Source organism: Spongiibacter tropicus DSM 19543 (assembly GCF_000420325.1).
Lineage (GTDB): Bacteria > Pseudomonadota > Gammaproteobacteria > Pseudomonadales > Spongiibacteraceae > Spongiibacter > Spongiibacter tropicus.
In genome coordinates this window covers 223,967-243,755 of record NZ_ATUS01000003.1, presented here as the reverse complement: position 1 = coordinate 243,755, position 19,789 = coordinate 223,967, and the positions used below count along the sequence as shown (strand labels likewise).

The 19,789-nt window shown below is 59.4% G+C and carries 14 protein-coding genes; 11 read left to right on the top strand and 3 right to left on the bottom strand.

Going from position 1 to position 19,789, the window contains the following annotated elements; translation table 11 throughout:
- The 3 genes from G411_RS0114470 to G411_RS0114460 all read left to right on the top strand — a co-directional run bounded on the left by G411_RS0114470 (position 1) and on the right by G411_RS0114460 (position 3,848).
- Complete coding sequence (locus G411_RS0114470) at positions 1 to 1,203, top strand: acetyl-CoA C-acyltransferase (protein ID WP_022959934.1); 1,203 nt, start codon at positions 1 to 3, stop codon at positions 1,201 to 1,203.
- A gap of 282 nt (positions 1,204 to 1,485) precedes the next feature.
- Complete coding sequence (locus tag G411_RS0114465) at positions 1,486 to 2,970, top strand: SulP family inorganic anion transporter (RefSeq protein ID WP_022959933.1); 1,485 nt, start codon at positions 1,486 to 1,488, stop codon at positions 2,968 to 2,970.
- A 26-nt stretch (positions 2,971 to 2,996) separates the two neighbouring features.
- Entirely contained in the window at positions 2,997 to 3,848 is an 852-nt protein-coding gene (locus tag G411_RS0114460; RefSeq protein WP_022959932.1) for a universal stress protein, read from the top strand.
- 58 nt (positions 3,849 to 3,906) lie between these two features.
- Here G411_RS0114460 and G411_RS0114455 read toward each other — a convergent pair whose 3' ends face one another.
- Entirely contained in the window at positions 3,907 to 4,287 is a 381-nt protein-coding gene (locus G411_RS0114455; protein WP_022959931.1) for a rhodanese-like domain-containing protein, read from the bottom strand.
- A 277-nt stretch (positions 4,288 to 4,564) separates the two neighbouring features.
- On the opposite strand from G411_RS0114455, the gene G411_RS0114450 reads away from it, so the two are divergent.
- From G411_RS0114450 to G411_RS0114415, 8 genes are all read left to right on the top strand, one after another.
- Positions 4,565 to 6,991: a TonB-dependent receptor gene (locus G411_RS0114450; RefSeq protein WP_022959930.1), complete on the top strand. Its 2,427-nt coding sequence runs from the start codon at positions 4,565 to 4,567 to the stop codon at positions 6,989 to 6,991.
- A 42-nt stretch (positions 6,992 to 7,033) separates the two neighbouring features.
- Complete coding sequence (locus tag G411_RS20640; RefSeq protein ID WP_022959929.1) at positions 7,034 to 9,145, top strand: c-type cytochrome; 2,112 nt, start codon at positions 7,034 to 7,036, stop codon at positions 9,143 to 9,145.
- 94 nt (positions 9,146 to 9,239) lie between these two features.
- The gene (locus G411_RS0114440; RefSeq protein ID WP_022959928.1) at positions 9,240 to 9,734 is read left to right on the top strand and encodes a TlpA family protein disulfide reductase; all 495 of its coding nucleotides are present in this window, start codon (positions 9,240 to 9,242) and stop codon (positions 9,732 to 9,734) included.
- 3 nt (positions 9,735 to 9,737) lie between these two features.
- Complete coding sequence (locus G411_RS0114435) at positions 9,738 to 9,959, top strand: DUF4266 domain-containing protein (RefSeq protein WP_022959927.1); 222 nt, start codon at positions 9,738 to 9,740, stop codon at positions 9,957 to 9,959.
- Between the two features lie 40 nt (positions 9,960 to 9,999).
- Positions 10,000 to 11,196 (top strand): DUF3570 domain-containing protein, encoded by a 1,197-nt coding sequence (locus G411_RS0114430; RefSeq protein WP_022959926.1) that lies wholly within the window; start codon positions 10,000 to 10,002, stop codon positions 11,194 to 11,196.
- Positions 11,197 to 12,120, top strand: a complete 924-nt coding sequence (locus G411_RS0114425; protein WP_022959925.1) for an FAD:protein FMN transferase — start codon at positions 11,197 to 11,199, stop codon at positions 12,118 to 12,120.
- A gap of 139 nt (positions 12,121 to 12,259) precedes the next feature.
- Positions 12,260 to 14,728 (top strand): c-type cytochrome, encoded by a 2,469-nt coding sequence (locus G411_RS0114420; RefSeq protein ID WP_022959924.1) that lies wholly within the window; start codon positions 12,260 to 12,262, stop codon positions 14,726 to 14,728.
- A gap of 225 nt (positions 14,729 to 14,953) precedes the next feature.
- Positions 14,954 to 15,985: an MDR family NADP-dependent oxidoreductase gene (locus G411_RS0114415; protein ID WP_022959923.1), complete on the top strand. Its 1,032-nt coding sequence runs from the start codon at positions 14,954 to 14,956 to the stop codon at positions 15,983 to 15,985.
- Between the two features lie 49 nt (positions 15,986 to 16,034).
- On the opposite strand, the gene G411_RS0114410 is transcribed toward G411_RS0114415, so the two are convergent.
- Together G411_RS0114410 and roxC are read right to left on the bottom strand one after the other, a co-directional pair.
- The gene (locus G411_RS0114410) at positions 16,035 to 17,276 is read right to left on the bottom strand and encodes a cytochrome P450 (RefSeq protein ID WP_022959922.1); all 1,242 of its coding nucleotides are present in this window, start codon (positions 17,274 to 17,276) and stop codon (positions 16,035 to 16,037) included.
- Between the two features lie 48 nt (positions 17,277 to 17,324).
- Positions 17,325 to 19,775 carry a putative rubber dioxygenase RoxC gene (roxC, locus tag G411_RS0114405; protein WP_022959921.1) on the bottom strand — a complete coding sequence of 817 codons (2,451 nt, stop codon included), beginning with the start codon at positions 19,773 to 19,775 and terminating at the stop codon, positions 17,325 to 17,327.
- Positions 19,776 to 19,789 lie beyond the last annotated feature (14 nt).

Sequence of the window (19,789 nt, the reverse complement as noted above, 5' to 3'; positions counted from 1 at the left end):
ATGAAAGAAGCCGTTATCGTTTCTACCGCCCGTACCGGTATGGGCAAATCCTTCCGCGGTGCGCTGAACGACACCGAAGCCCCGGCGATGGGCGGTCATGCTGTGAAAGCGGCCGTTGAGCGCGCGGGTATCGACCCCGCCTCGGTGGAAGACGTGATCATGGGCGCGGCGGCCCAGCAGGGCACACAGAGCTATAACCTGGGACGCCTGTGCAGCGTGGCAGCGGGCCTGCCCGACACCACGGCGGGTATGACCATGGACCGCCAGTGCAGCTCTGGCCTGATGTCGATTGCCTGGGCCGCGAAATCCATTATGTGTGACGAAATGGACGTGGCGGTTGCCGGTGGTCTGGAGTCTATCTCGCTGGTGCAAACCAAGCACAAGAACAGCTATCGCAATGTGTCGCAGACCGTTACCGACATCGATCCCACGGCCTATATCCCGATGATCGAAACGGCAGAAATCGTTTCTGAGCGCTATGGCATCAGCCGTGAAGCCCAGGACGAATACGCCCTGCAAAGCCAAATGCGCGTGGCCGCCGCTCAGGAAGCCGGTCTGTTCAACGACGAGATTGTGCCTTTTGCCACGCGCATGGCGGTGTTTAACAAAGAAACCAAAGAGACCAGCTATCAAGACGTGGTACTGGATCGCGACGAGTGCAACCGTCCGTCCACTACGCTGGAAAGCCTGCAAGGGCTGGCGCCGGTCTGGAAAGATGGCCAGTGGGTGAAAGAAGGCAAATTCATCACAGCAGGCAACGCCTCACAGCTTTCTGACGGTGCCTCTGCCAGTGTGCTGATGGAAGCCAAGCGCGCCGAGCAACTGGGTCTGGCGCCGCTGGGTGCCTATCGCGGTCTGGCGGTTGCCGGTTGTAAGGCTGACGAGATGGGCATCGGCCCGGTCTTTGCCATTCCCAAGCTGCTCAAGCGTCACGGCCTGAGTGTCGATGACATCGGCGTGTGGGAGCTGAACGAAGCCTTCGCCTGTCAGGTGATTTACTGCCGCGACCAGTTGGGCATCGACAACAACAAGCTGAACATTAACGGCGGCGGCATTTCCATCGGCCACCCCTTCGGCATGTCGGGTGCCCGTCTGGTGGGGCACGCCCTGCTGGAAGCCCGTCGTCGCGGTGAAAAATACGCAGTGGTTACCATGTGTATCGGCGGCGGCATGGGCGCGGCGGCGCTGTTCGAAGCCTTCTAAATCGGGCGGCTCTGACGCAAAACCGCTGCCAGCATGCTGGCAGCGGTTTTTTTATGTCCGACTTTGTTGCGTTGACATGATGGGTGGAGCCGATAGAATCCGCCGCGTACATCTCCCAGAGAGACTGGATGCTCTCTGCGCCCGCCATCGCCGGGCAAGCCTTCGCCTTTACCGGATACGTTTCACGCTTTTCCTGTAAAGCATCCTGCGTAGTAGTGTGATGCCCACTGTCGGTGTATCGCCACGATTGAGACCGCTATCGAAAAGCGGAAAAGGTTTTCCATGTTAGAAAAAGCAAAAGCGGAGTGGTTTTCCAATATCCGCGCAGATTTATTGGCGGGCACGGTGGTGGCGCTGGCGCTGATTCCCGAAGCCATCGCCTTCTCCATTATTGCCGGTGTAGACCCCAAGGTGGGGCTCTATGCGTCCTTCTGTATTGCGGTGATTATCGCCGTGGTTGGCGGTCGTCCGGGGATGATCTCCGCCGCTACCGGGGCCATGGCGCTATTGATGGTCACGCTCGTTAAGGAGCACGGCCTGCAATACCTGTTGGCGGCCACGCTGTTGACCGGGGTGTTCCAGATTCTGGCGGGCTATCTGAAGTTGGGCAGCCTGATGCGCTTCGTATCGCGCTCGGTGGTCACCGGCTTTGTCAACGCGCTGGCGATTCTGATATTCATGGCCCAACTGCCGGAGCTGACCAACGTCACCTGGCACGTGTATGCGATGACCGCCACAGGCTTGGGGATTATCTATCTCTTTCCCTATCTGCCGGTGATCGGTAAAACCGTGCCGTCGCCACTGGTCTGTATTGTGCTGATGACCATTGTCGCGATGGTGATGGGGCTGGATATTCGCACCGTGGGCGATATGGGCGAGCTGCCCGATACCCTGCCGATTTTCCTGTGGCCGGATGTGCCGCTGAACCTCGAAACCCTGCAGATTATTCTGCCTTACTCCATCGGCCTGGCCGTGGTCGGCCTGCTGGAGTCGATGATGACCGCGACGATTGTCGACGATCTGACAGATACCAAGTCCGACCGCAATCGCGAGTGTAAGGGACAGGGCATTGCCAATATCGGCTCCGGGCTGCTGGGTGGCATGGCCGGTTGCGCGATGATCGGTCAGTCGATTATCAACGTGAAATCCGGCGGTCGCGGGCGGCTGTCTACCTTCACGGCCGGCCTGCTGCTGATCATCATGGTGGTGTTCCTCGACGAGTGGATTTCGCAGATTCCCATGGCGGCGCTCGTTGCGGTGATGATTATGGTGTCGATCGGTACGTTCTCCTGGGCCTCCGTCCGGGATCTGCGCAAGAACCCGCTATCCAGCAATATCGTGATGATCGCCACGGTCGCGGTGGTGGTGGCGACGCACAATCTGGCCTTGGGTGTCCTCGTGGGTGTGCTGCTGGCAACGCTGTTCTTCGCCAACAAGATCGGTCGTTTCATGGTGGTGAAAACCGAGGGCGATGACGCGCATCGTCACTACCGCGTGGTCGGGCAGGTGTTCTTTGCCTCGTCGGAGCAATTCATTGAATCCTTTGATTTCAAGGAAGCGGTGGAAAGCGTGTGCATCGACCTGTCTCAGGCCCACTTCTGGGATATCACCGCCGTCGGCGCGCTGGATAAGGTGGTCATCAAATTCCGCCGCGAGGGTGCCAAGGTCGATATCGTGGGCATGAACGCCGCCACCGAAACAGTGGTGGACAAATTCGGCGTACACAACGACCCTAAAGAGGTCGAGAAGCTGATGGGCGGACACTGACGCCGGCCGATCTCAAGGAGACGACTATGCAGAAAATCATTGCTTGTATCGACGGTTCCGCCATGGCGCAGTCGGTGTGCGACGCGGCTATATGGGCCTCGCGGAAACTGGAAAAAACCGTGCTGTTTCTGCACACCATCGAAAAAGAGCAGCAACACGGCGCCGACGACTTAAGCGGTGCTATTGGTCTCGGGGCCAGTGCCGCGTTATTGGAAGAGATGGCCGCGTTGGATCAGAAGCGTGCCGAGCTGGCCTTGCAGCTTGGCAAAAACATGCTGTCGGCAGCGGCGGAACGTGCTGGCGAGTACGGCGTGTCGGCGGTGGAACAAAAGCAGCGTCACGGTGATTTACTGGAGTCGCTGACCGATCTGGAAGAAGAGGCACGACTTGTTGTGCTGGGCCGCTCCGGTGAAGGTCATCAGGGCAGTTTCAGTGCGCTGGGTTCGCATGTAGAGCAGTTAATTCGCCAGTTGCATACGCCGCTGCTGATTGTGCCCAAGCACTTTTCCACGCCGAAGAATTTTATGCTCGCTTACGATGGCCGCGATACTGCAGACAAAGCGGTGCAGCGCATTATTCGCAGCGACTTGCTGAAAGGATTACCCTGCCATCTGGTGACGGTCAGAAACAAGGTCGACGATCAGATGGGCCGCTTTGAGCGGACCAAGGCCTTGCTGGAGTCAGAAGGTTTCGAGGTTACGGCCCGCTACCTTGAGGGGGATATCTATGACTCGCTGCTGGGCTACAAACAACAGCACGATATTGATCTGATGTTGATCGGCGCCTTTGCCCACTCCAAAATCCGCCAGTTCTTCCTTGGCAGCAATACGCTGCGGATGATTGAAAGTGCGACCAAGCCGATGATTGTGCTGCGCTGAGTCATCGCGAAGCAGACACCATAACGCAGGGCGTTACGGTGTCTGACTGCAGCAGCAGTCAGTCGAAATCGGGAAGCTTGGGAGTGACCACTGCTTTTCCCGCCGCCACCCAGGCGTCGAACCCTCCGGCGATCGAACTGACCTGGCTGTAGCCTAATTCTTTCAGCGCCTTGGCCGACAGCGCGGCGCGGCCGCTGGTTTTGCAGTACAGCAGGATCTGTTTGTCGCGCTGGCAGAGTTCCTCGTCATTACTCATTTTAAATTCCAGCAGGCCTCGGGGAATATTGATCGCCCCGGCGATATGGCCGTCGTGGAATTCGTCATCTTCGCGCACATCTATCAGGTAATCGGCCCCGTTGATGGCGGCCTCGGCTTCGCCAACGGAAACCTCATGTATTTCGGCCTTGGCGGCATCAACCATGTCGTGAACGGTTTTCATTTTATACCTCGTCTTTTACCTCGTTGGTTGCTGCGAGCGGATGCGGGAACAGGCTCGCATCGTCGTGTTTCTTCAGACATATCCTGCCAGTTATAAATGGCATTAAGGAATAAATAAATAGCCATATGGAATAAACGATCGTTCCGGCCGGTGCTGTCTCTACCAACAATTTCTGGCAGTACCAGCCAATCGGTGTGTCTGCCAATGTTCCAGAATACTGTCAGCTTTCCGACTTCATGAGGGTGTCGGAGATAAAAATAATCAGGAGAAAGCAGACATGGCTGGCAAAGTAGTATGGTCGCCCGTTTTATTGGCGGCAACGCTGACATCATTTCCTGTTATCGGCCAGGAGGCCGATTCCGCACCGGCGGCATCCCGCCAGATTGAAGAAGTGATCGTAACCGCACAGCGCCGCAGTGAGAGTATGCAGGATGTGCCGGTTGCCGTGACCGCCGCCTCGTCAGAAGACATGGCGCTGGCGCAAGTGGATAGCATCGGCAATATTCAGGCGATTTCTCCCAGTATCAAATTCGATGTCACCAATTCCGCCGCCAACAGCGCGAATATTTTTATTCGCGGTATTGGTACGGTGGGCAACAACCGGTCTTTTGAAGGCGCCGTCGGCGTATTCTTTGACGGTGTATACCGCACTCGCGCAGGTCAGGCCATGCAGAACTGGCTGGATATCGACGGCTTACAGATACTGCGCGGCCCGCAGGGCACGCTGTTCGGCAAGAATACCTCGGCAGGGGCACTGATCATTAATTCGGTCTCGCCCAGCCTGGAGCAGGCAGAGGGCAATATTGAACTGACCGCCGGCAACTACAATAAACGTCTGATTCGAGGCGCCTACAACCAGCCGCTCAACGACGCTTTGGCGGTGCGTGTTGCCGGTTTGTGGGCGGAGCGCGATGGCTTTATTGAAGACCCCAATGGCGGGCAGTACAACGACAGTGCACCGCGCGCACTGAAGCTGCAATGGCTGTTTGAACCCAGTGATGCACTCAGCGTTCGCTTTATTACTGACTGGTCGAAAGAGCAGGTGAACTGCTGTTACGGTCAGGTGGATGCGGTCGACGGCCCGATGCAGGGCTATATCGATCAACTTACCCAGCAGCGCGGCTTGAAAACCGCTTCTGACAAGCTTGAAGACTACGAGCAGGTGCTCAGCAATAAAACCGATCAGGATGTTGAAGACAAAGGCATGCAGCTCAACGTCAATGCTTACTTGGGCGACTACGTGCTGGGATCGGTGACGGCGTATCGCGATTGGCGTATTGAGCAGATTGGTATGGATGCCGATTTCTCGGGGGCCAATATTCTCGGGATTAATGAGTCGCTGAACACGCAGGTGTTCTCGCAGGAATTTACACTGTCGGGTGAGTTTCAGGACTTCGGCCCCTTCCGCTATGCAGACTTCGTGGTGGGTGTGTATTACGCCGATGAAGATATCAATGCCGATCACCAGTTAGTCTGGGGCGATCAAGCCTCGGAGTATGTCACCATCTATGCCCCGGCCGGTTTGGGGGTGCCGGTTGACCTGATGCTGGCCGCCGCTGATCTGACCAGCTTTCTGCAAGGCCTTGGCATTCCCACCGATTTGCTGCCGCTCGCGCAGGAGGGCTTGATCAGCGATATCAATATGAGTGGCGGCAGCCAGTCCTACGCGGCCTTCATGCATTGGAATTTTGATATCACCGAGCGCTTGAGCATGACCGCCGGTGTGCGTTACTCCAAGGATGAAAAAACCGGCGCCATGCGCCGCCGCTTCTTCACCAGTAATCCCCTGGAACCCTTCCGGTTGCTGGGCGCCCAGCCCGGCCCCGAATACGATCAGGACTACGACGATTCTGCCGTCAGCGGCCAGTTCGCACTGCAGTACCAGTTGGGCGACAGCAGCATGGCCTATGCCTCGTTTAGCCGTGGCTATAAATCTGGCGGGGTGAACCTCGATAATCAGGCGGCGGGCAGTGTGGGGGATAACCCGAATGAAGCCACCTGTGCCCTGAACGGTGATTGCGAGCCGAATGATCCGCGCTATGACTCGGAATACATCGATGGCTATGAGCTGGGTTTGAAAACTGACTATTTCGGCGGTCGGGCGCGCAGCAATATCGCACTGTTCTACAACGACATTACCGACCTGCAGGTCGCCAACTTCGACGGTCTCGCATTCAGCATTCTCAATGCGCCGGAAGCCGAGGTGTACGGCGCCGAGATCGAGAACCAGTTCGTTCTCAGTGACGCCCTGACGCTGGATATTTCCGCTACCTGGTTGCCCGAGGCGAGCTTTGGCGAGTCCGAGGCGCTGAGTGCCGACGCCTTGGGCACGGTTTCCCTGTCCGGTCGTGACTTTGCCCAGGCGCCGGAGCTGACCGCAAATGTCGCCTTAAGCTTCGATCAGCCCATTGGCCGGGATCTGTCGCTGAGCGGGCGTGTGGCGGCCTATTACTCCGGCGAGCAATTCACTAACCCGGCCAACAATGAGAAGCGCGACGCGCAGACCGAATATGCCGCCACGCTGGCGTTGAGCTCGGCCTCGACCGGGCTGTCCGTGAGCCTGTGGTGTCAGAACTGCAGCGACGAGCGTTATGTGACACAACACTTCAACTCACCGCTGCAGAATGTGGGTGACGACTACGACTTTAACGGCTATGTGTCGGCCCCGCGGACCTATGGTGTGACGGTACGCGGAGAATTCTAATAATAATTAACAGAGGTGTTCACGATGGATCGGAAAACCGGGATGTTTTCATATCATCTGTTAGCGGCGGCGGTTCTCAGTCTGGGACTGTCCGCCTGTGGTGGTGGCTCATCTGAATCCGGCAACAGCGCCGGCGGGGGTGATGTTGGCGGCGGAGACGGCGGCAGCGGAGGGGGTGGCGAAGAGCTGGCCCCCTTGCTGCGCAGTGCCAGTGCCCCCAGCGGTGGACACCGTTGGGCGGAATTCTGCGCCGGGCAAGCGGATAGTGCGCTACTTCCTCAAGATCCCCGAGAGCTGATTGTTGACGGCGCCAACGACGGCCGTGCCGTTGTTTTCAATGTGGACTGGCGGAGCTGCGAAACCAATGATCCCCTGCGCCCGACGACCTGCGGTGATTACCGTTCGCTGTATGCGAAAGGCGAGCTGATTGGCCGGGGGCAGGGCGAGGTGGGCACCGCGCATATGTTCAGCGGTGAAACCAGCGACTATGCCGATTTCACCGACCCCACCACCTACAGCAGCTCGGGCTCGCTGTTTACCATCTCGGCTGAGGCCTATAACCGACTGTGGTTGAACTGGACCGGCTACTTATTGGCTCCGGCGCTGCCCGCGCGCCCCGACAATTTCGATGAGCTGGTGGCAGAGCGCTATGGCTCGCCGCTGCCCGAAGAACGCAATCCCTATCCCCTGGCAGGTGAAGACCCCAATGCCAGCAACGGCGGCAGCGGGCAGTTACCGATTGGCTTTACCCAGTTGCGTGAACCGGATGGCAGTTGGACGGGGCAGATTGGTGTGAAGCTGTGCTCCTTCTGCCACGATGGCCAGATCAGTGGTGAGCCGGTATATGGTGGCGCCGGTACCATCGGCGATTTCACGGTGGCTTTCCGCGATTTTGCCGCCGCGGGACTGAGCCCCACCTTTGGTTTGCTGGGTGGTCCGATTACCATTGCCGCCAACCGTGGCACCGGGGCAATAGACCAGTTCCAGATTGGTTTTCTGGTCTTCAACGGCGGCAATATTGAAGAGTTCACCAACGACAAGATTCTGTTCAGTCAGGCCATCGGTAACATCAAAAGTCCGCCGTGGTGGAATATGGGACACCGGGTCCAGAAATTCCACGGCTCGGTATTGCCGATGGATGCCTCGCGCATCGATATGGCTGCTTACTATCCGCTGTTGATCAATGACGACCCGGTTGGCTGGGTGGATGAGGCATCCTATCCCTTCCAGATATGGGCCGAATCGATTACCGCGCCAAAATATCCGGGAGCGATCGACCCGCAACTGGCTGAGCAGGGCGCCATTCTATTCCACGCCAAGAACCTGTGGGCCGCGAATCTGAATAATCCCGTGCCGGAACCGGAGCAGTTGGGTAACGGTAGCTGTGCGAGTTGCCATGGGGTTTACTCACCGCGCTACGCCGAGGATGACAGCTTCCTGGCTGATCCCGACATGATGGGCATTGCCGCCAACCTTGTTGATATTGAGGTGATTCGCACTGATCCCGTGTACGCACAGGCGCAGCAGAGTCTGCGAAATGCCGACGGCTCGCCGAATATCGGTATCGACTACAATCCGTTCCTGACCTGCGGGGTAGGGGATTTTGGTGATACCCCGAATAATACGCCGGTCATGCTTGCCCCGCCGCTGTTTGGCATCTGGGCGTCGGCGCCCTATCTGCACAATGCCTCGGTCCCCAATCTGTGGGGTGTTCTCGATCCCGACAGCGAGCGGCCGAATATCTGGCTGCGGCAATCGGCTCCGGCCCCGCAGGGCATGGAGGGGCGTGTGGTCATGGGGTTTGATACCGATTTTGATCGCGCCTATGACCAGGAGAAACTGGGCTGGAAATACACCGAGTTGGATTGCCTGTCGGGCTTCCCGGCCACGCAGCCCCTGTTGAACTGCAATCCCATCGACGAAGATGGCGGCTCGCTGCAGGATATCTTCGGCGCTATTTACGAGCGCATCGCGCTGCTGTGGAATCTGCCCATTGATGAGTTGGCCAATATTCCGCTCACGGATCAGCAGATTGAGAATCGCAAGGTTTACAACACCAATATCTACTCGCAGGGCAATGAGGGCCACGACTTCACGGCGGTGCTGACCGACGCCGAACGTCGTGCGATTATTGAATACCTCAAAACCTTGTAAGCCCTGTCATAACGGGATAATTGCTGGCGCCTTTGAACAGGGCGTCAGCCGTCAGCCGGAGTAGGCTGGTCGCATAATAATAATTGAGGCCATGATGGACAGACGGACCCTGCTACTTATCGGGCTGCTTTTGCTGCCTGTGACTCCTGTGCATGCGCTGGCGAAAGGCGACGCCGTGCCGGATTTTCAGCGCCCGTCTCTGGGCGGACAATCATCGGTGGCACTGGCTGACTATGCCGGTCAGGTGGTGTATCTCGATTTCTGGGCCTCCTGGTGCGGGCCCTGCCGCCTGTCTCTGCCTGCGCTCGATGCGCTGTATCGCGAGTTGGGGGATCAGGGCTTTGTCGTCCTTGCAGTGAATGTCGATGCCTATCAAGAAGATGCCGACGCCTTTCTGAAAAGCCACCCCGTCAGTTACCCCACACTGCGCGATGCCGACAGCACGCTGCCCAAGCGTTTTGCAGTGAAAGGGATGCCGACGGCCTTCCTGATTGATCGCGATGGCCGCGTACAGCACGTGCACGAAGGGTTTCGCAAAACTGATATCGAACCCTTGCGACGCAAAATTATGGCCTTGCTGGAGGAATAAGTGATGCGTTTGAAGGCAGTGTTTACAGCAGTTTTGCTCTCGGGGCTGCTGGCGGGCTGTGCGACCGAACCGGTGGAGGCCTGGCAGCGAGGCTATCTGGCCCGGCCGGAAATGGCCTGGGACCCCGATCCGCTATCCTCCGGTCTGCGTTCACAAATTTACTACAGTAAAGAAGCCAGCAAGGGCGGCGCCTCCGTCGGCGGTGGCGGCTGCGGCTGTAACTGAACGGCTGAAGAGCGCCGGTGAAAGGGACTGAGGAAATACAATGACAGAGAGTCGCAATCGACACCGTCTGGCGACATTGGCCAGCGCGGCGCTGGCTATTCCCGGCCTGAGCTTGCCCGCGGATGCGGCGACGGTGCTCACCGAAACCGTCGTGCAGTACAAGGCGTCGGCCTATCGCGAAGATGATCTGGACAGCGGGAAGCTGTCGGGGGGATCGACCAAACGTTATGACATCGACAGCCATCAGTTTCGCGCTGCCGCCCCGCTGGGCGATACCACCGACGTTGCAGTCGACCTGACCTATGAAACCATGAGCGGCGCGTCGCCGTGGTTTATTCTTCCCGGTCAGAAAGGCCCGGTACAGGTAATGAGCGGTGCCAGCATTGAAGAGCAGCGCAAAGATGTGCAGGCCTCCGTCAACCAGCTTATTGGCGACAAGGCCAAGCTGTCAGTGAAGGCCGGAGCTTCCGAAGAAAACGACTATTTTGCATTGAATGCGGGCCTGGAAGGGCTCTATGAGTTCAATGATGGTCTGGTGACGCTGACCGGCGGCATCGGCTATAGCGACGACGAACTCGAGCCCACCGACGGTGACATTCTGCCGGACCGCGTTGACGAAGCCAGCAAGGACGCGACGACCGCCTTTGTCGGCCTGAGCCGGATTCTGAGTCCGCAGACCGTGGTGCAGGGCAGTCTGTCGCTGAATGTGCAGCGCGGCTATCTGTCGGACCCCTACAAAAAAGTGTGGCAGGACGATATTGCCAATACCGTGGCCGACGCTCGTCCCGAGCGACGCGAAGAGTGGGTAGGCCAACTGCGACTGCGGCATTTCCTGCCGGATATCAAAGCCGCCCTGCATGTGGATTATCGCTACTTTGAAGACGACTGGGATATCGCCTCCCATACCTTCGATGTGTCCTGGTATCAGAACTTGCCCGGCGGCTGGCAGTTGACACCTTCACTGCGTTATTACAGCCAGACCCAGGCGTTTTTCTATGCGCCGTATTTCTTCTCTGCACGCGCCGACGGTCTGGCCAGCAGCGACTACCGACTGTCGCCCTACGGTGCGTGGAGCCTGCGCCTGCGATTGGAAAAGCAGTGGGGCGATATAGGCTTGCATGCCGAGTGGGAGGGCTATGAGGCGAGTGCGGACTATGCGCTGGAAACCGTCGACGTGGAGAACCCTTCACTGGTCAGCTTCCAGCTACTGTCGCTGGGACTGAACTGGCAGCTTTAAATGAGCAAACCGCTGTCTCTGTTTCGCTTCGCGTTTACGGCCATGGCCAGTCCCTGCGAATTGCAGCTCTACGCCGAGTCTGCTGCCAGTGCCGATATTGCCGCCGGTGCGGCGATTGCCGAAGTGCAGCGTATCGAACAGAAATACTCCCGCTACCGTGACGACAGTGCGCTCAGTGGTCTTAACCGCGCGGCGGGTGGCGAGCCGGTCGTTGTTGATGCGGAAACGGCTGCGCTGCTGGACTATGCCGATACCGCCTGGCGCGAGAGCGAGGGGCTGTTCGACATCAGCTCCGGCGTGTTGCGTGAAGCCTGGGACTTCAAGTCTGGCCGCCTGCCCAGCGACGATGCCGTGAATCACTGTCTGGCCCGGCTGGGCTGGCAGAAGCTGCAATGGTCTTCGCCATCGCTGCAATTGCCCGCCGGCATGCAACTGGACTTTGGCGGCTTTGGTAAGGAATACGCCGCAGACCGCGCGGCGGAGTGCTGTCTGCAGCGGGGCATTCATCACGGCTTGGTTGATCTCGGGGGCGATATTCGCCTGATCGGTCCCCACCCCGATGGTCGGCCCTGGCAGATTGGCATTCGCGACCCGCGTGACCCCGAACATGCTCTGGCGGTATTGCCCCTCAAGCAGGGTGCGCTGGCCAGCAGTGGTGACTACGAGCGCTACATGGTGGTGGACGGGCAGCGCTACAGCCACATTCTCGACCCCCGCCGTGGCTGGCCCGTGGAAACCCCCATGCGCAGCGTTAGCGTGGTCGCTCCCCTGTGCCTGCTGGCGGGCACAGGGGCGACCGTTGCCATGTTGCAGGGGCGGGACGGTGCCCCGGACTGGTTGCAGGCGCTGGGCCTGCCGCACGTCTGGATTGATGCCGAGGGACAGTGGGGCGGGAGTCTGCAGGCCGAGGTTTCTGCGGGATAATTCGTTGCGGGCTGGCGGGACAAATCCCGGCGCTAGGCAACAAGTCTCGAATCACTACTGCTCATATATTCATCACTGAATAATAAAAATGGCTTCTCTGCGTGTGAATGCACCGCCGGGAGCCGAGAGAGGTGATGGTATGCGTATTCGACACTCCCTGCTTGCAATGGTCGTGGCCGGTTTTGTCTCCGCCTGTGGTGGTGGTGGGGCCGGTGGCGGGGCTCAGGGACAGGGCGATGGCGGCAATGGCGGCAGCGGCGGTGGCAGCCCGATCGGTGAGCCGGATGTCTTCTTTGAGCAGCGCCTGCAAACGGCGGTGGCATTTTGCCGGACTTGTCATATTCCAGGCGCGGTTGCCGACAGTGATGAGGGCCGCCGTTTTATGCTGAGCAGCAACCCCAGCAACGACTACGACCTGCTGTATGCCTCCTGGCAGGCATTGGGTGGCGGCGTCGACAGCAGCCTGATTCTGATCGAGGCCAGCGATGACAGCGAACCCCATAGTGGCGGCAAACCCTGGGTCGCCGGCGGCGCGATTTATCAGAACATGCGTACGCTGCTGGCCTGCTGGGATAATCCCGATAGCTGCTCACTGAGCGGTGGCGATGAGCCCGTTGATACCGCTGAAGAGCCCCTGCTCGGCAGTGCCCGTGGCGGCCATCGCTGGTTTGATTACTGTGGTGACGACGGCGATGGCAATCCTCGGCCCGATTCGGCCGTGCTGCCTGTCGACCCTCGCTCATTGATCCAGCCGGGTGTTAACAGTGGCCGCGCAGTGGCGTTCAACGCTTTCTGGAAAGACTGCCACATAGATCCCGAACTGGTGGGCGAACGCCCGCATCCGGAGACCTGTGGAGAGCTGCGCAGCAGTTATGAGAAAGGTCGGCCCATCATGGAAGGCAATGGGCAGATCGGAGCGGCTACAACCTTCGCCGGAGATCAGCCGCACGGTATGTCGGCCGCCAGTGCGGAGCAGTACAACCGCCTGTGGATGATCTGGGGAATGCCCGGCCGACCGGACAATTTTGATGATCTGGTGGCTGAGCGTCACGGCTTCGGTCCGGTGCTGCGCGGCCCCGACGCGCCCCGCAATCCCTATCCATTGCCGGGAGAAGACCCCAATCAGACCGACGGCGGCTCGGGCACCTTGCCTCAGGGGCTGACCCAGACGCGCAACGCAGACGGCAGTTACAGTGGCTATATTGCCGCCAACTGTCAGGGTTGCCACAGCACGCCGGTACAGACCGCTGACGGCCTGCAATATCTCTACGGGGCGGGCGGTGGTCTGCTGGACGCGACGACGTCTGCCCGCGACCTTGCCGCGACTGGTGTGCCGGGGCTGTTGCTGATCGACCGCGGCGGCTTTGGCGGCCGCGTGCGGGGGACCAACAATGCGCAGTTCGCCAATGTTCTGTCGGTTGTCGGCGCCTTTGATCCCAGCAACTTCACCACCATCGGCGAGATTCTCAACAATGGCTCGACGGCCACCGGCGACACGCCTGCCTGGTGGAATGTCGGTCGTCGTCCGGTGAAGTTTGTCGATGCCATGTTCTCCGGTGACGCCGTGCGTGTGGACTTCGCCCTCTACTACCCGCTGCTGGATAAAAACCCCTTGCTCGATGGTGAGCTGCCCGGCATTTTCGACAGCGAGCGCATTGAAGCCTGGATGAGTGAGAATGTGCAGCACGGTGACCACTGGATTATGGCGCAGAAGTCACCGGTCTATCCGGGTGAGATTGATACCGCACTCGCAGAGCAGGGCGCGGTGCTGTTTCATACCAAGGATCTGTGGGCAGCTACGCTCGATAATCCGGTGGCGTCGCCTGCAGAAGGGAATGGCAGCTGCGCCAGTTGTCACGGCGCCTATTCGCCTCGCTATGTGAATGACAGCCGTTATCTCGCGTCGCCTGAGCTTGAGGGCATCGCCAGCTATATTACGCCGATCGACATCATCGATACCGACCGGGTGCGCCTCGATACCTTCAATGAGGGGACAAACCGCGGGCTGTCGAATACCTTTGTCGGCTATCCGGAAACCGCAGGCACCGAGCAGGATTGCCGCGTGCAGAACCTGCCGGAGCTGGCCAACGGACGTCCTCGCGGTTACGCCGCACCGCCCCTGTATGGCATCTGGGCCACCGCGCCCTACCTGCACAATGGCTCGGTGCCCACCGTTGAAGCGCTGCTGGATTCAGCACAGCGCCCGGCCATCTGGCGCCGTACCTCCAAACCCGCCAGGGCCGACCAGGCCGGGCAGGTGGTGATGGGCTTTGACTACAACTTCGAGCGGGCGTATCTCGACGATAAGTTGGGCTGGGATTATGACGAGCTCAACTGCGGCGGCGATCACAGCCTTCCCTATCTGGATTGCACGCCACTCGACCCGCTGTTGGACGCGGTGCTCGGTATTCCGCTGAACACGCTGTTCTCCAACTTGCTGCTGGCCTGGAATATTACCAACCCGCCGGTGCTCACCGACAGCGATATCGAAAATCGCAAAATCTATAACACCGCGATGTTCAGTCAAGGCAATGGCGGCCACCGCTTCAGTGATGTGCTGACCGACAGTGAGCGCCGCGCCATCATCGAGTATCTGAAAACACTGTAGAGATATCGATGGCGGTAGCGATACCGCCGATCGCGCTTCTACGTGGTCTCTGCCTGCAGGCCTCCCCGACGGGAGGCCTTTTTTATGGCGACCGCTGTCATGAAATAACAGGCGCTGTGGCGAGTTTTAACAATGAGGCGGCTCGTCAGGGCTTTTATTATGCATGCCACATAATAACCAAGCGTCCGGTTGCCCAGACCGGAGGCCCGACAATGGAAGACCTCAATGACTCGCTCAACAGACATTCGCCGCTGGATCATCGACCACTACCTGCAAGATGGCCTGGATGGCTCTGAGCTGCGACTGGAAACACTGCCGATGCCCGAACTGGCACCCGGACAAGTGCTGATCAAAGCCCGGCTGCTGTCGCTGGATGCCTCCAATCTGCTTTGGCTCAGCGAGCGCGAGGATTACCTGCCGCAGCTACAAATTGGCGATCCGATGCGCGGCCATATCATCGGGCAGGTAGACGCGTCTCGGCATCCGGCATTTCGCGAGGGCCAGCATGTCGTCAGTCTGCAGAGCTGGTCGGATTACATTGTGGCAGACGGCGATACGCTGCTCGACGATGCCCTGACAATGACGCTGGAATTGCACCCGGAAATTCCGCTGGATGCCTATGTCGGCACCTTGGGTCTCACCGGCTGGTCGGCCTATGCCGGCATGATCGATGTGGGACAGGTGCAACCGGGCGAGCGCGTATTGGTGAGCGGTGCCGCGGGCGCCACCGGCATCATGGCCGCGCAGATTGCCAAAGCGGCTGGCGCGAGGGTTTACGGCCTCGCCGGAGGGGCAAAGAAGTGCCAGCTACTGGTCGAAACCCTGGGACTTGATGGCGCCATCGATTACAAGGGCTGCGACGATTTACAGGCGGCCATCGCTGAGGTGATTCCCGACGGTGTCGAGGTGTTTTTCGACAACGTGGGCGGTGAAACCCTGGACGCGGTGCTGCCCAACATGGCCTTGCATGGGCGCATTGTCGCCTCGGGCAGCGTTTCCCAGTACGGCAAGGCCGCGCAATACGGTGTGAAGAACCTGCCCCTGGTAACCACCAAACGGCTGCGGATTGAAGGCTTTATGATTCTGGACTACCTCGACCGGGTGCCCGCCATGCTGGAGACTCTCGAACAGTGGTTTCTGGAGGGACGGCTGCTCAATCAGAACCATCTTGTGCAGGGTTTGGAAAATGCGCAGGCTGCCTTACCCACACTGATGAGTGGCGGCAACACCGGCAAGCTGGCTGTGTATCTGGATTGACGGTGCGATACCGGAACCGTGAACAGGCGGGCCTTCGCCCGCCTCTCGCTTAGCGGAATCGCATCGTTAACGGCAGGGTTTGCAGACCGCTGACAAACTGGCTGGGGATGTATGTGGGAGTGCCCGCCAGCGCGACGCTGTCCAACTGTGGCAGCAGTTGCCCGAAGAAGCATTCGATTTCCATGCGGGCCAAATGCATTCCCAGACAGTTGTGACGACCGTGACCGAAGGCGAGGTGACGACTGCCTTTGCGTTGAATATCAAAGCGCCCGGCATCGGCAATAGCCTCCTCGTCGCGGTTGGCCGAGGCGAAGAACATCGCCAGTGTTTCGCCTTTGCGAATACGCTGTCCGCGCAGTTCTACATCTTCCAGCGCGGTGCGCGCAAAGTGTTTGACCGGGGTGACCCAGCGAATCATTTCATCGGCAGCCTGGGGCAGTAGTTCCGGGTGCTGCTCCAGCAATGTCCGTTGATCGGGATGTTCGATCAGCGCCAGCATGCCGCCCGCGATACTGGCACTGGTGGTGTCATGTCCCGCCGTTGCCAGCAGCACGAAATACGAGGTCAGCGTGAAGGGGTCGAGCAATTGATCGTCGAGCTTGGCATTGGCCAGTAGGCTGGCGAGGTCATCTCGTGGCGACGCCCGGCGATCCTCCGCCAGCGCGGTAAAATACTCACCCATACGCTGCACAGTTTCGACAAACACTGCGGTCGCATCCTGCTCCTCGGTGACATAACCGTCGGGGGCGAACAGCCGTTGGGTCAGGGCGAGGATGGTCGCCTCATCTTCCTGGGGCAGCCCGATTAACTGCAGAATGACCCGCAGCGGATACCAGAACGCGATGTCGGCCGCGAAGTCGCAGTCTCCACCGGTGGTATCGCGCAGACGTTGCACAAATTCGCTTGCCAGCTCATTCACGTGCCCGCGCAGCTTGGCGACATTGGCGGGCATAAACCAGTCGCGAGTGATCTGCCGAAGTGCCCGATGTTGCTCGCCATCCATGTGGACCAGCGTTTTCACGCCCTGAGCATCGCCAAAGCGCGCAATATTGGTTTGCTCAAGCGCTTCCATAATCAGTACTGTGCGCGGTTCGGCGCTGAACAGCTCCGGGTGGGATTCGATATAGCGAATGTCCTCATAGCGGCTCACCGCCCAATAGGGACGAATGCCCTCCGGCTCGACATAGGCAATGCCGTCGGTGGCGCGCAGTTCTGCAAGTTTTGCGTCGATGTCTGCAGGGCGTTGATAACTGAACGCGTCGCTGAGAATGTCGAGGTTGGCAATTGCCATAAACAACTCCTTATGGTGTTGGCACCGAGGCGGCTTTACGCCGGCGCTTTACAGTGTTTTCAAGTATTCAATTACGGCGCGACGCTCGGTGTCGGTCAGCACATCACTGAAGCTGTGACCGTCGCGACTGTTGCCCAGAATGCGGCTGTCGAACACCAGACGCTTGTCGAACGCGCCCGGGCTGGGGTCCGGTATCGACAGCAGCGCCGTCCAGTTCACACTCTGCTTGAGGAAGCTTTCCACTAACTGCAGCAGGCTGGGGGCATTCTCATCCACGGGATTGCAGTTGAGTTGTGTGGAGCCGGGGATGTCTTCACAACTCAGGGCCTGGTATTTCCAGCCCATGGCCTGACTGTCGTAGGCGCGCTCAAAATGCTGATCAAAGCCGATAATGCCAGACTCACTGCGCAGGGCCCGCTGCCAGATAGCCGGGCGCTGCGACGAATCCAGCAGGGCGTCGATCGTGGGCACCGAGCCGTTGTGCAGATACGGCGCCGTGGCCCACACCCCATACAGCGGTGGCGCCTGATAGCCGATCACGCCCTGTTCCCAGCCGCAGGCACCCTCGGGTCGCATGCCGACGGGCAGGCTGTCATCCAGTGCCTCGCTCAGCGGGTTTTTATCCTCAGGCGCAACATAGTCCGGGTCGCCCTCGGGGGAGCCGAAATAGGTTGAGCCGAAGGTGGCGCGCAGGTAGGGGGTGATATTGTCGGCGCGAGCGGGGTCGGTGCCGATGGTGTCCAGCGGTGAAATATGTGCCGCCAATCCCTCGAGTGCGGGGTCTTCCAAAAACTCGGGATCGTTGACGTAGCGCGGCGAGTAGGCGCCATGGCAGCTGGCACAACTGCCATTGCCTCCTTCGGGGCGGGGCGCATTGGCGTTGCCGGGTTCGGCCCACAGGTCTTTGGTGTGGAACAGCACTGCGCCCTGTTCAGCCAGTGCGGTATCGATGTTGCCCGGATATTCCGGCGATACCGTCGACAGGATGTAGGCGGACACATCCTGATCGTTGCTCTCGATAATATGCCGGTAGGTCACGCCGTCGAAGATCTCGGGCGAAATCTGCCCGGCGGCCATCAGAATGCGGGTGGCATCTACTGACTGACCGGCGTCGAAGAACTTGCGGGCGCGGTGGCTGTAATTCCACCACGGCGGAGTGTCCTGTGCCTGGGCGGTGGGGTGATCGAAATCCAGCCCCTCGCTTGCCAGCGCTTTCAGCGGGTTGGGCGCCAGACCGAGGGTGTCGTAGTCCAGCAGCATCGCCAGCAGTTCGAAAGCGCCCACGGCGTTATTCTGGCCGCGTTGTTTTACGCCCATATTGAACAGCATTTCCGGGCTGACGTTACCGATATCACTGGTAATTCCCAGGTATTGCAGCGGTGAGTTGTCGGCAAAAACCATCAGGTAGTCGAGGTTGGCATTGCCGAGACCTAAACTTTCATCGGTCAGCAGCGGGCCGCTGTTGCTGTCGATCTGGCCGCCGTGACACTGAAAACAGGCGACGCTGCCGATCTCGCCGGTCCAGCGCCCGTTCTCGTCTTTGAGTTGACGCAGTCCCATTGGCAGTTTGCCCGAGCCGCCGTTACTGCTGTTCGGGTCTTCGCCGGGCAGCGGGTAGGGGTTGTGATAATTGGCGTAGTTCATGCCATAGCGAAGGCTGTAAAGGGCTTCGAAATTTTCGGGGCGCGATGACAGCCCCCACTTTTGCCAGCGATTGTCGTGGTCTTCCGCGCTGAGCGGCATCAGGGTCGGTGCGGCCAGCGTTTCGACCAGTGCCGCGTAGCCTTTGTCGCGACGCTGGCGATACTCACCGCAGGTTTTGGCATTCTGTTCGGCAGCGGGGAGGTCGGCCTGACACTCCTCAAACCAGGCGTTGAAGTGCACGGCGCGACCGGCATTGCGCCCCGGTTGAATGGTGCTGCGCGGGTCGACGGGCAGGGCGGTGTTGTCGGGCTTATCGGCGCAATAGGTCTCGTAGACATGGGTTGCGCGACTGCTGCCCAGCAGTGCCAGTGGTTCGCTTACCTCGCCGCCGCCGGAAAAATGGCATTGGTCCGGGGATTCCCAGCAGGCCAGCAGTGTTTGCATGGCCTGATAAATGGCAGAGTCGCTGCGCCAGGGCTTTCCACCGCTGTGGGGTTCACTGGGGTCACTGGCTTCGCGCAGCAGCAGGTTGCTGTCCACGCCGCCACCGAGCGCCTGCCACGCCGCCTTCAATGCCGAGAGGTCATTGGCGGCGTCAGATGACAGCATCAGCCGACGTCCATCGTCGGCATCGGCCACCCCGCCGGGAATATGACAGGTGCGGCAAAAGTCGAGCTGCGGTTGAATCTGTTGATTGAAGAAGCTGACTTCAGTGGCTGCGCCACCACCACTTCCGCCGCCGTCTGCGGCGCCCTGATCCCCGTTTTGCGGCGCTCCACTGGAGCTACCTCCACAGGCACTCAACAGGCTGACAAACAACAGGTGTAGCGGTATCCATCGGGCTGGGGCTGCCATTGTGCGACTCCCTT

Excerpts from the sequence above, each read along its gene's own strand:
- roxC (WP_022959921.1), bottom strand. The coding sequence starts at position 19,775 with ATGGCAGCCCCAGCCCGATGGATACCGCTACACCTGTTGTTTGTCAGC.
- G411_RS0114435 (WP_022959927.1), top strand. The coding sequence starts at position 9,738 with ATGCGTTTGAAGGCAGTGTTTACAGCAGTTTTGCTCTCGGGGCTGCTG.
- G411_RS0114440 (WP_022959928.1), top strand. The coding sequence starts at position 9,240 with ATGGACAGACGGACCCTGCTACTTATCGGGCTGCTTTTGCTGCCTGTG.
- G411_RS0114415 (WP_022959923.1), top strand. The coding sequence starts at position 14,954 with ATGACTCGCTCAACAGACATTCGCCGCTGGATCATCGACCACTACCTG.
- G411_RS0114470 (WP_022959934.1), top strand. The coding sequence starts at position 1 with ATGAAAGAAGCCGTTATCGTTTCTACCGCCCGTACCGGTATGGGCAAA.
- G411_RS0114420 (WP_022959924.1), top strand. The coding sequence starts at position 12,260 with ATGCGTATTCGACACTCCCTGCTTGCAATGGTCGTGGCCGGTTTTGTC.
- G411_RS0114460 (WP_022959932.1), top strand. The coding sequence starts at position 2,997 with ATGCAGAAAATCATTGCTTGTATCGACGGTTCCGCCATGGCGCAGTCG.
- G411_RS0114430 (WP_022959926.1), top strand. The coding sequence starts at position 10,000 with ATGACAGAGAGTCGCAATCGACACCGTCTGGCGACATTGGCCAGCGCG.
- G411_RS0114410 (WP_022959922.1), bottom strand. The coding sequence starts at position 17,276 with ATGGCAATTGCCAACCTCGACATTCTCAGCGACGCGTTCAGTTATCAA.
- G411_RS0114450 (WP_022959930.1), top strand. The coding sequence starts at position 4,565 with ATGGCTGGCAAAGTAGTATGGTCGCCCGTTTTATTGGCGGCAACGCTG.
- G411_RS0114455 (WP_022959931.1), bottom strand. The coding sequence starts at position 4,287 with ATGAAAACCGTTCACGACATGGTTGATGCCGCCAAGGCCGAAATACAT.
- G411_RS0114465 (WP_022959933.1), top strand. The coding sequence starts at position 1,486 with ATGTTAGAAAAAGCAAAAGCGGAGTGGTTTTCCAATATCCGCGCAGAT.
- G411_RS20640 (WP_022959929.1), top strand. The coding sequence starts at position 7,034 with ATGTTTTCATATCATCTGTTAGCGGCGGCGGTTCTCAGTCTGGGACTG.
- G411_RS0114425 (WP_022959925.1), top strand. The coding sequence starts at position 11,197 with ATGAGCAAACCGCTGTCTCTGTTTCGCTTCGCGTTTACGGCCATGGCC.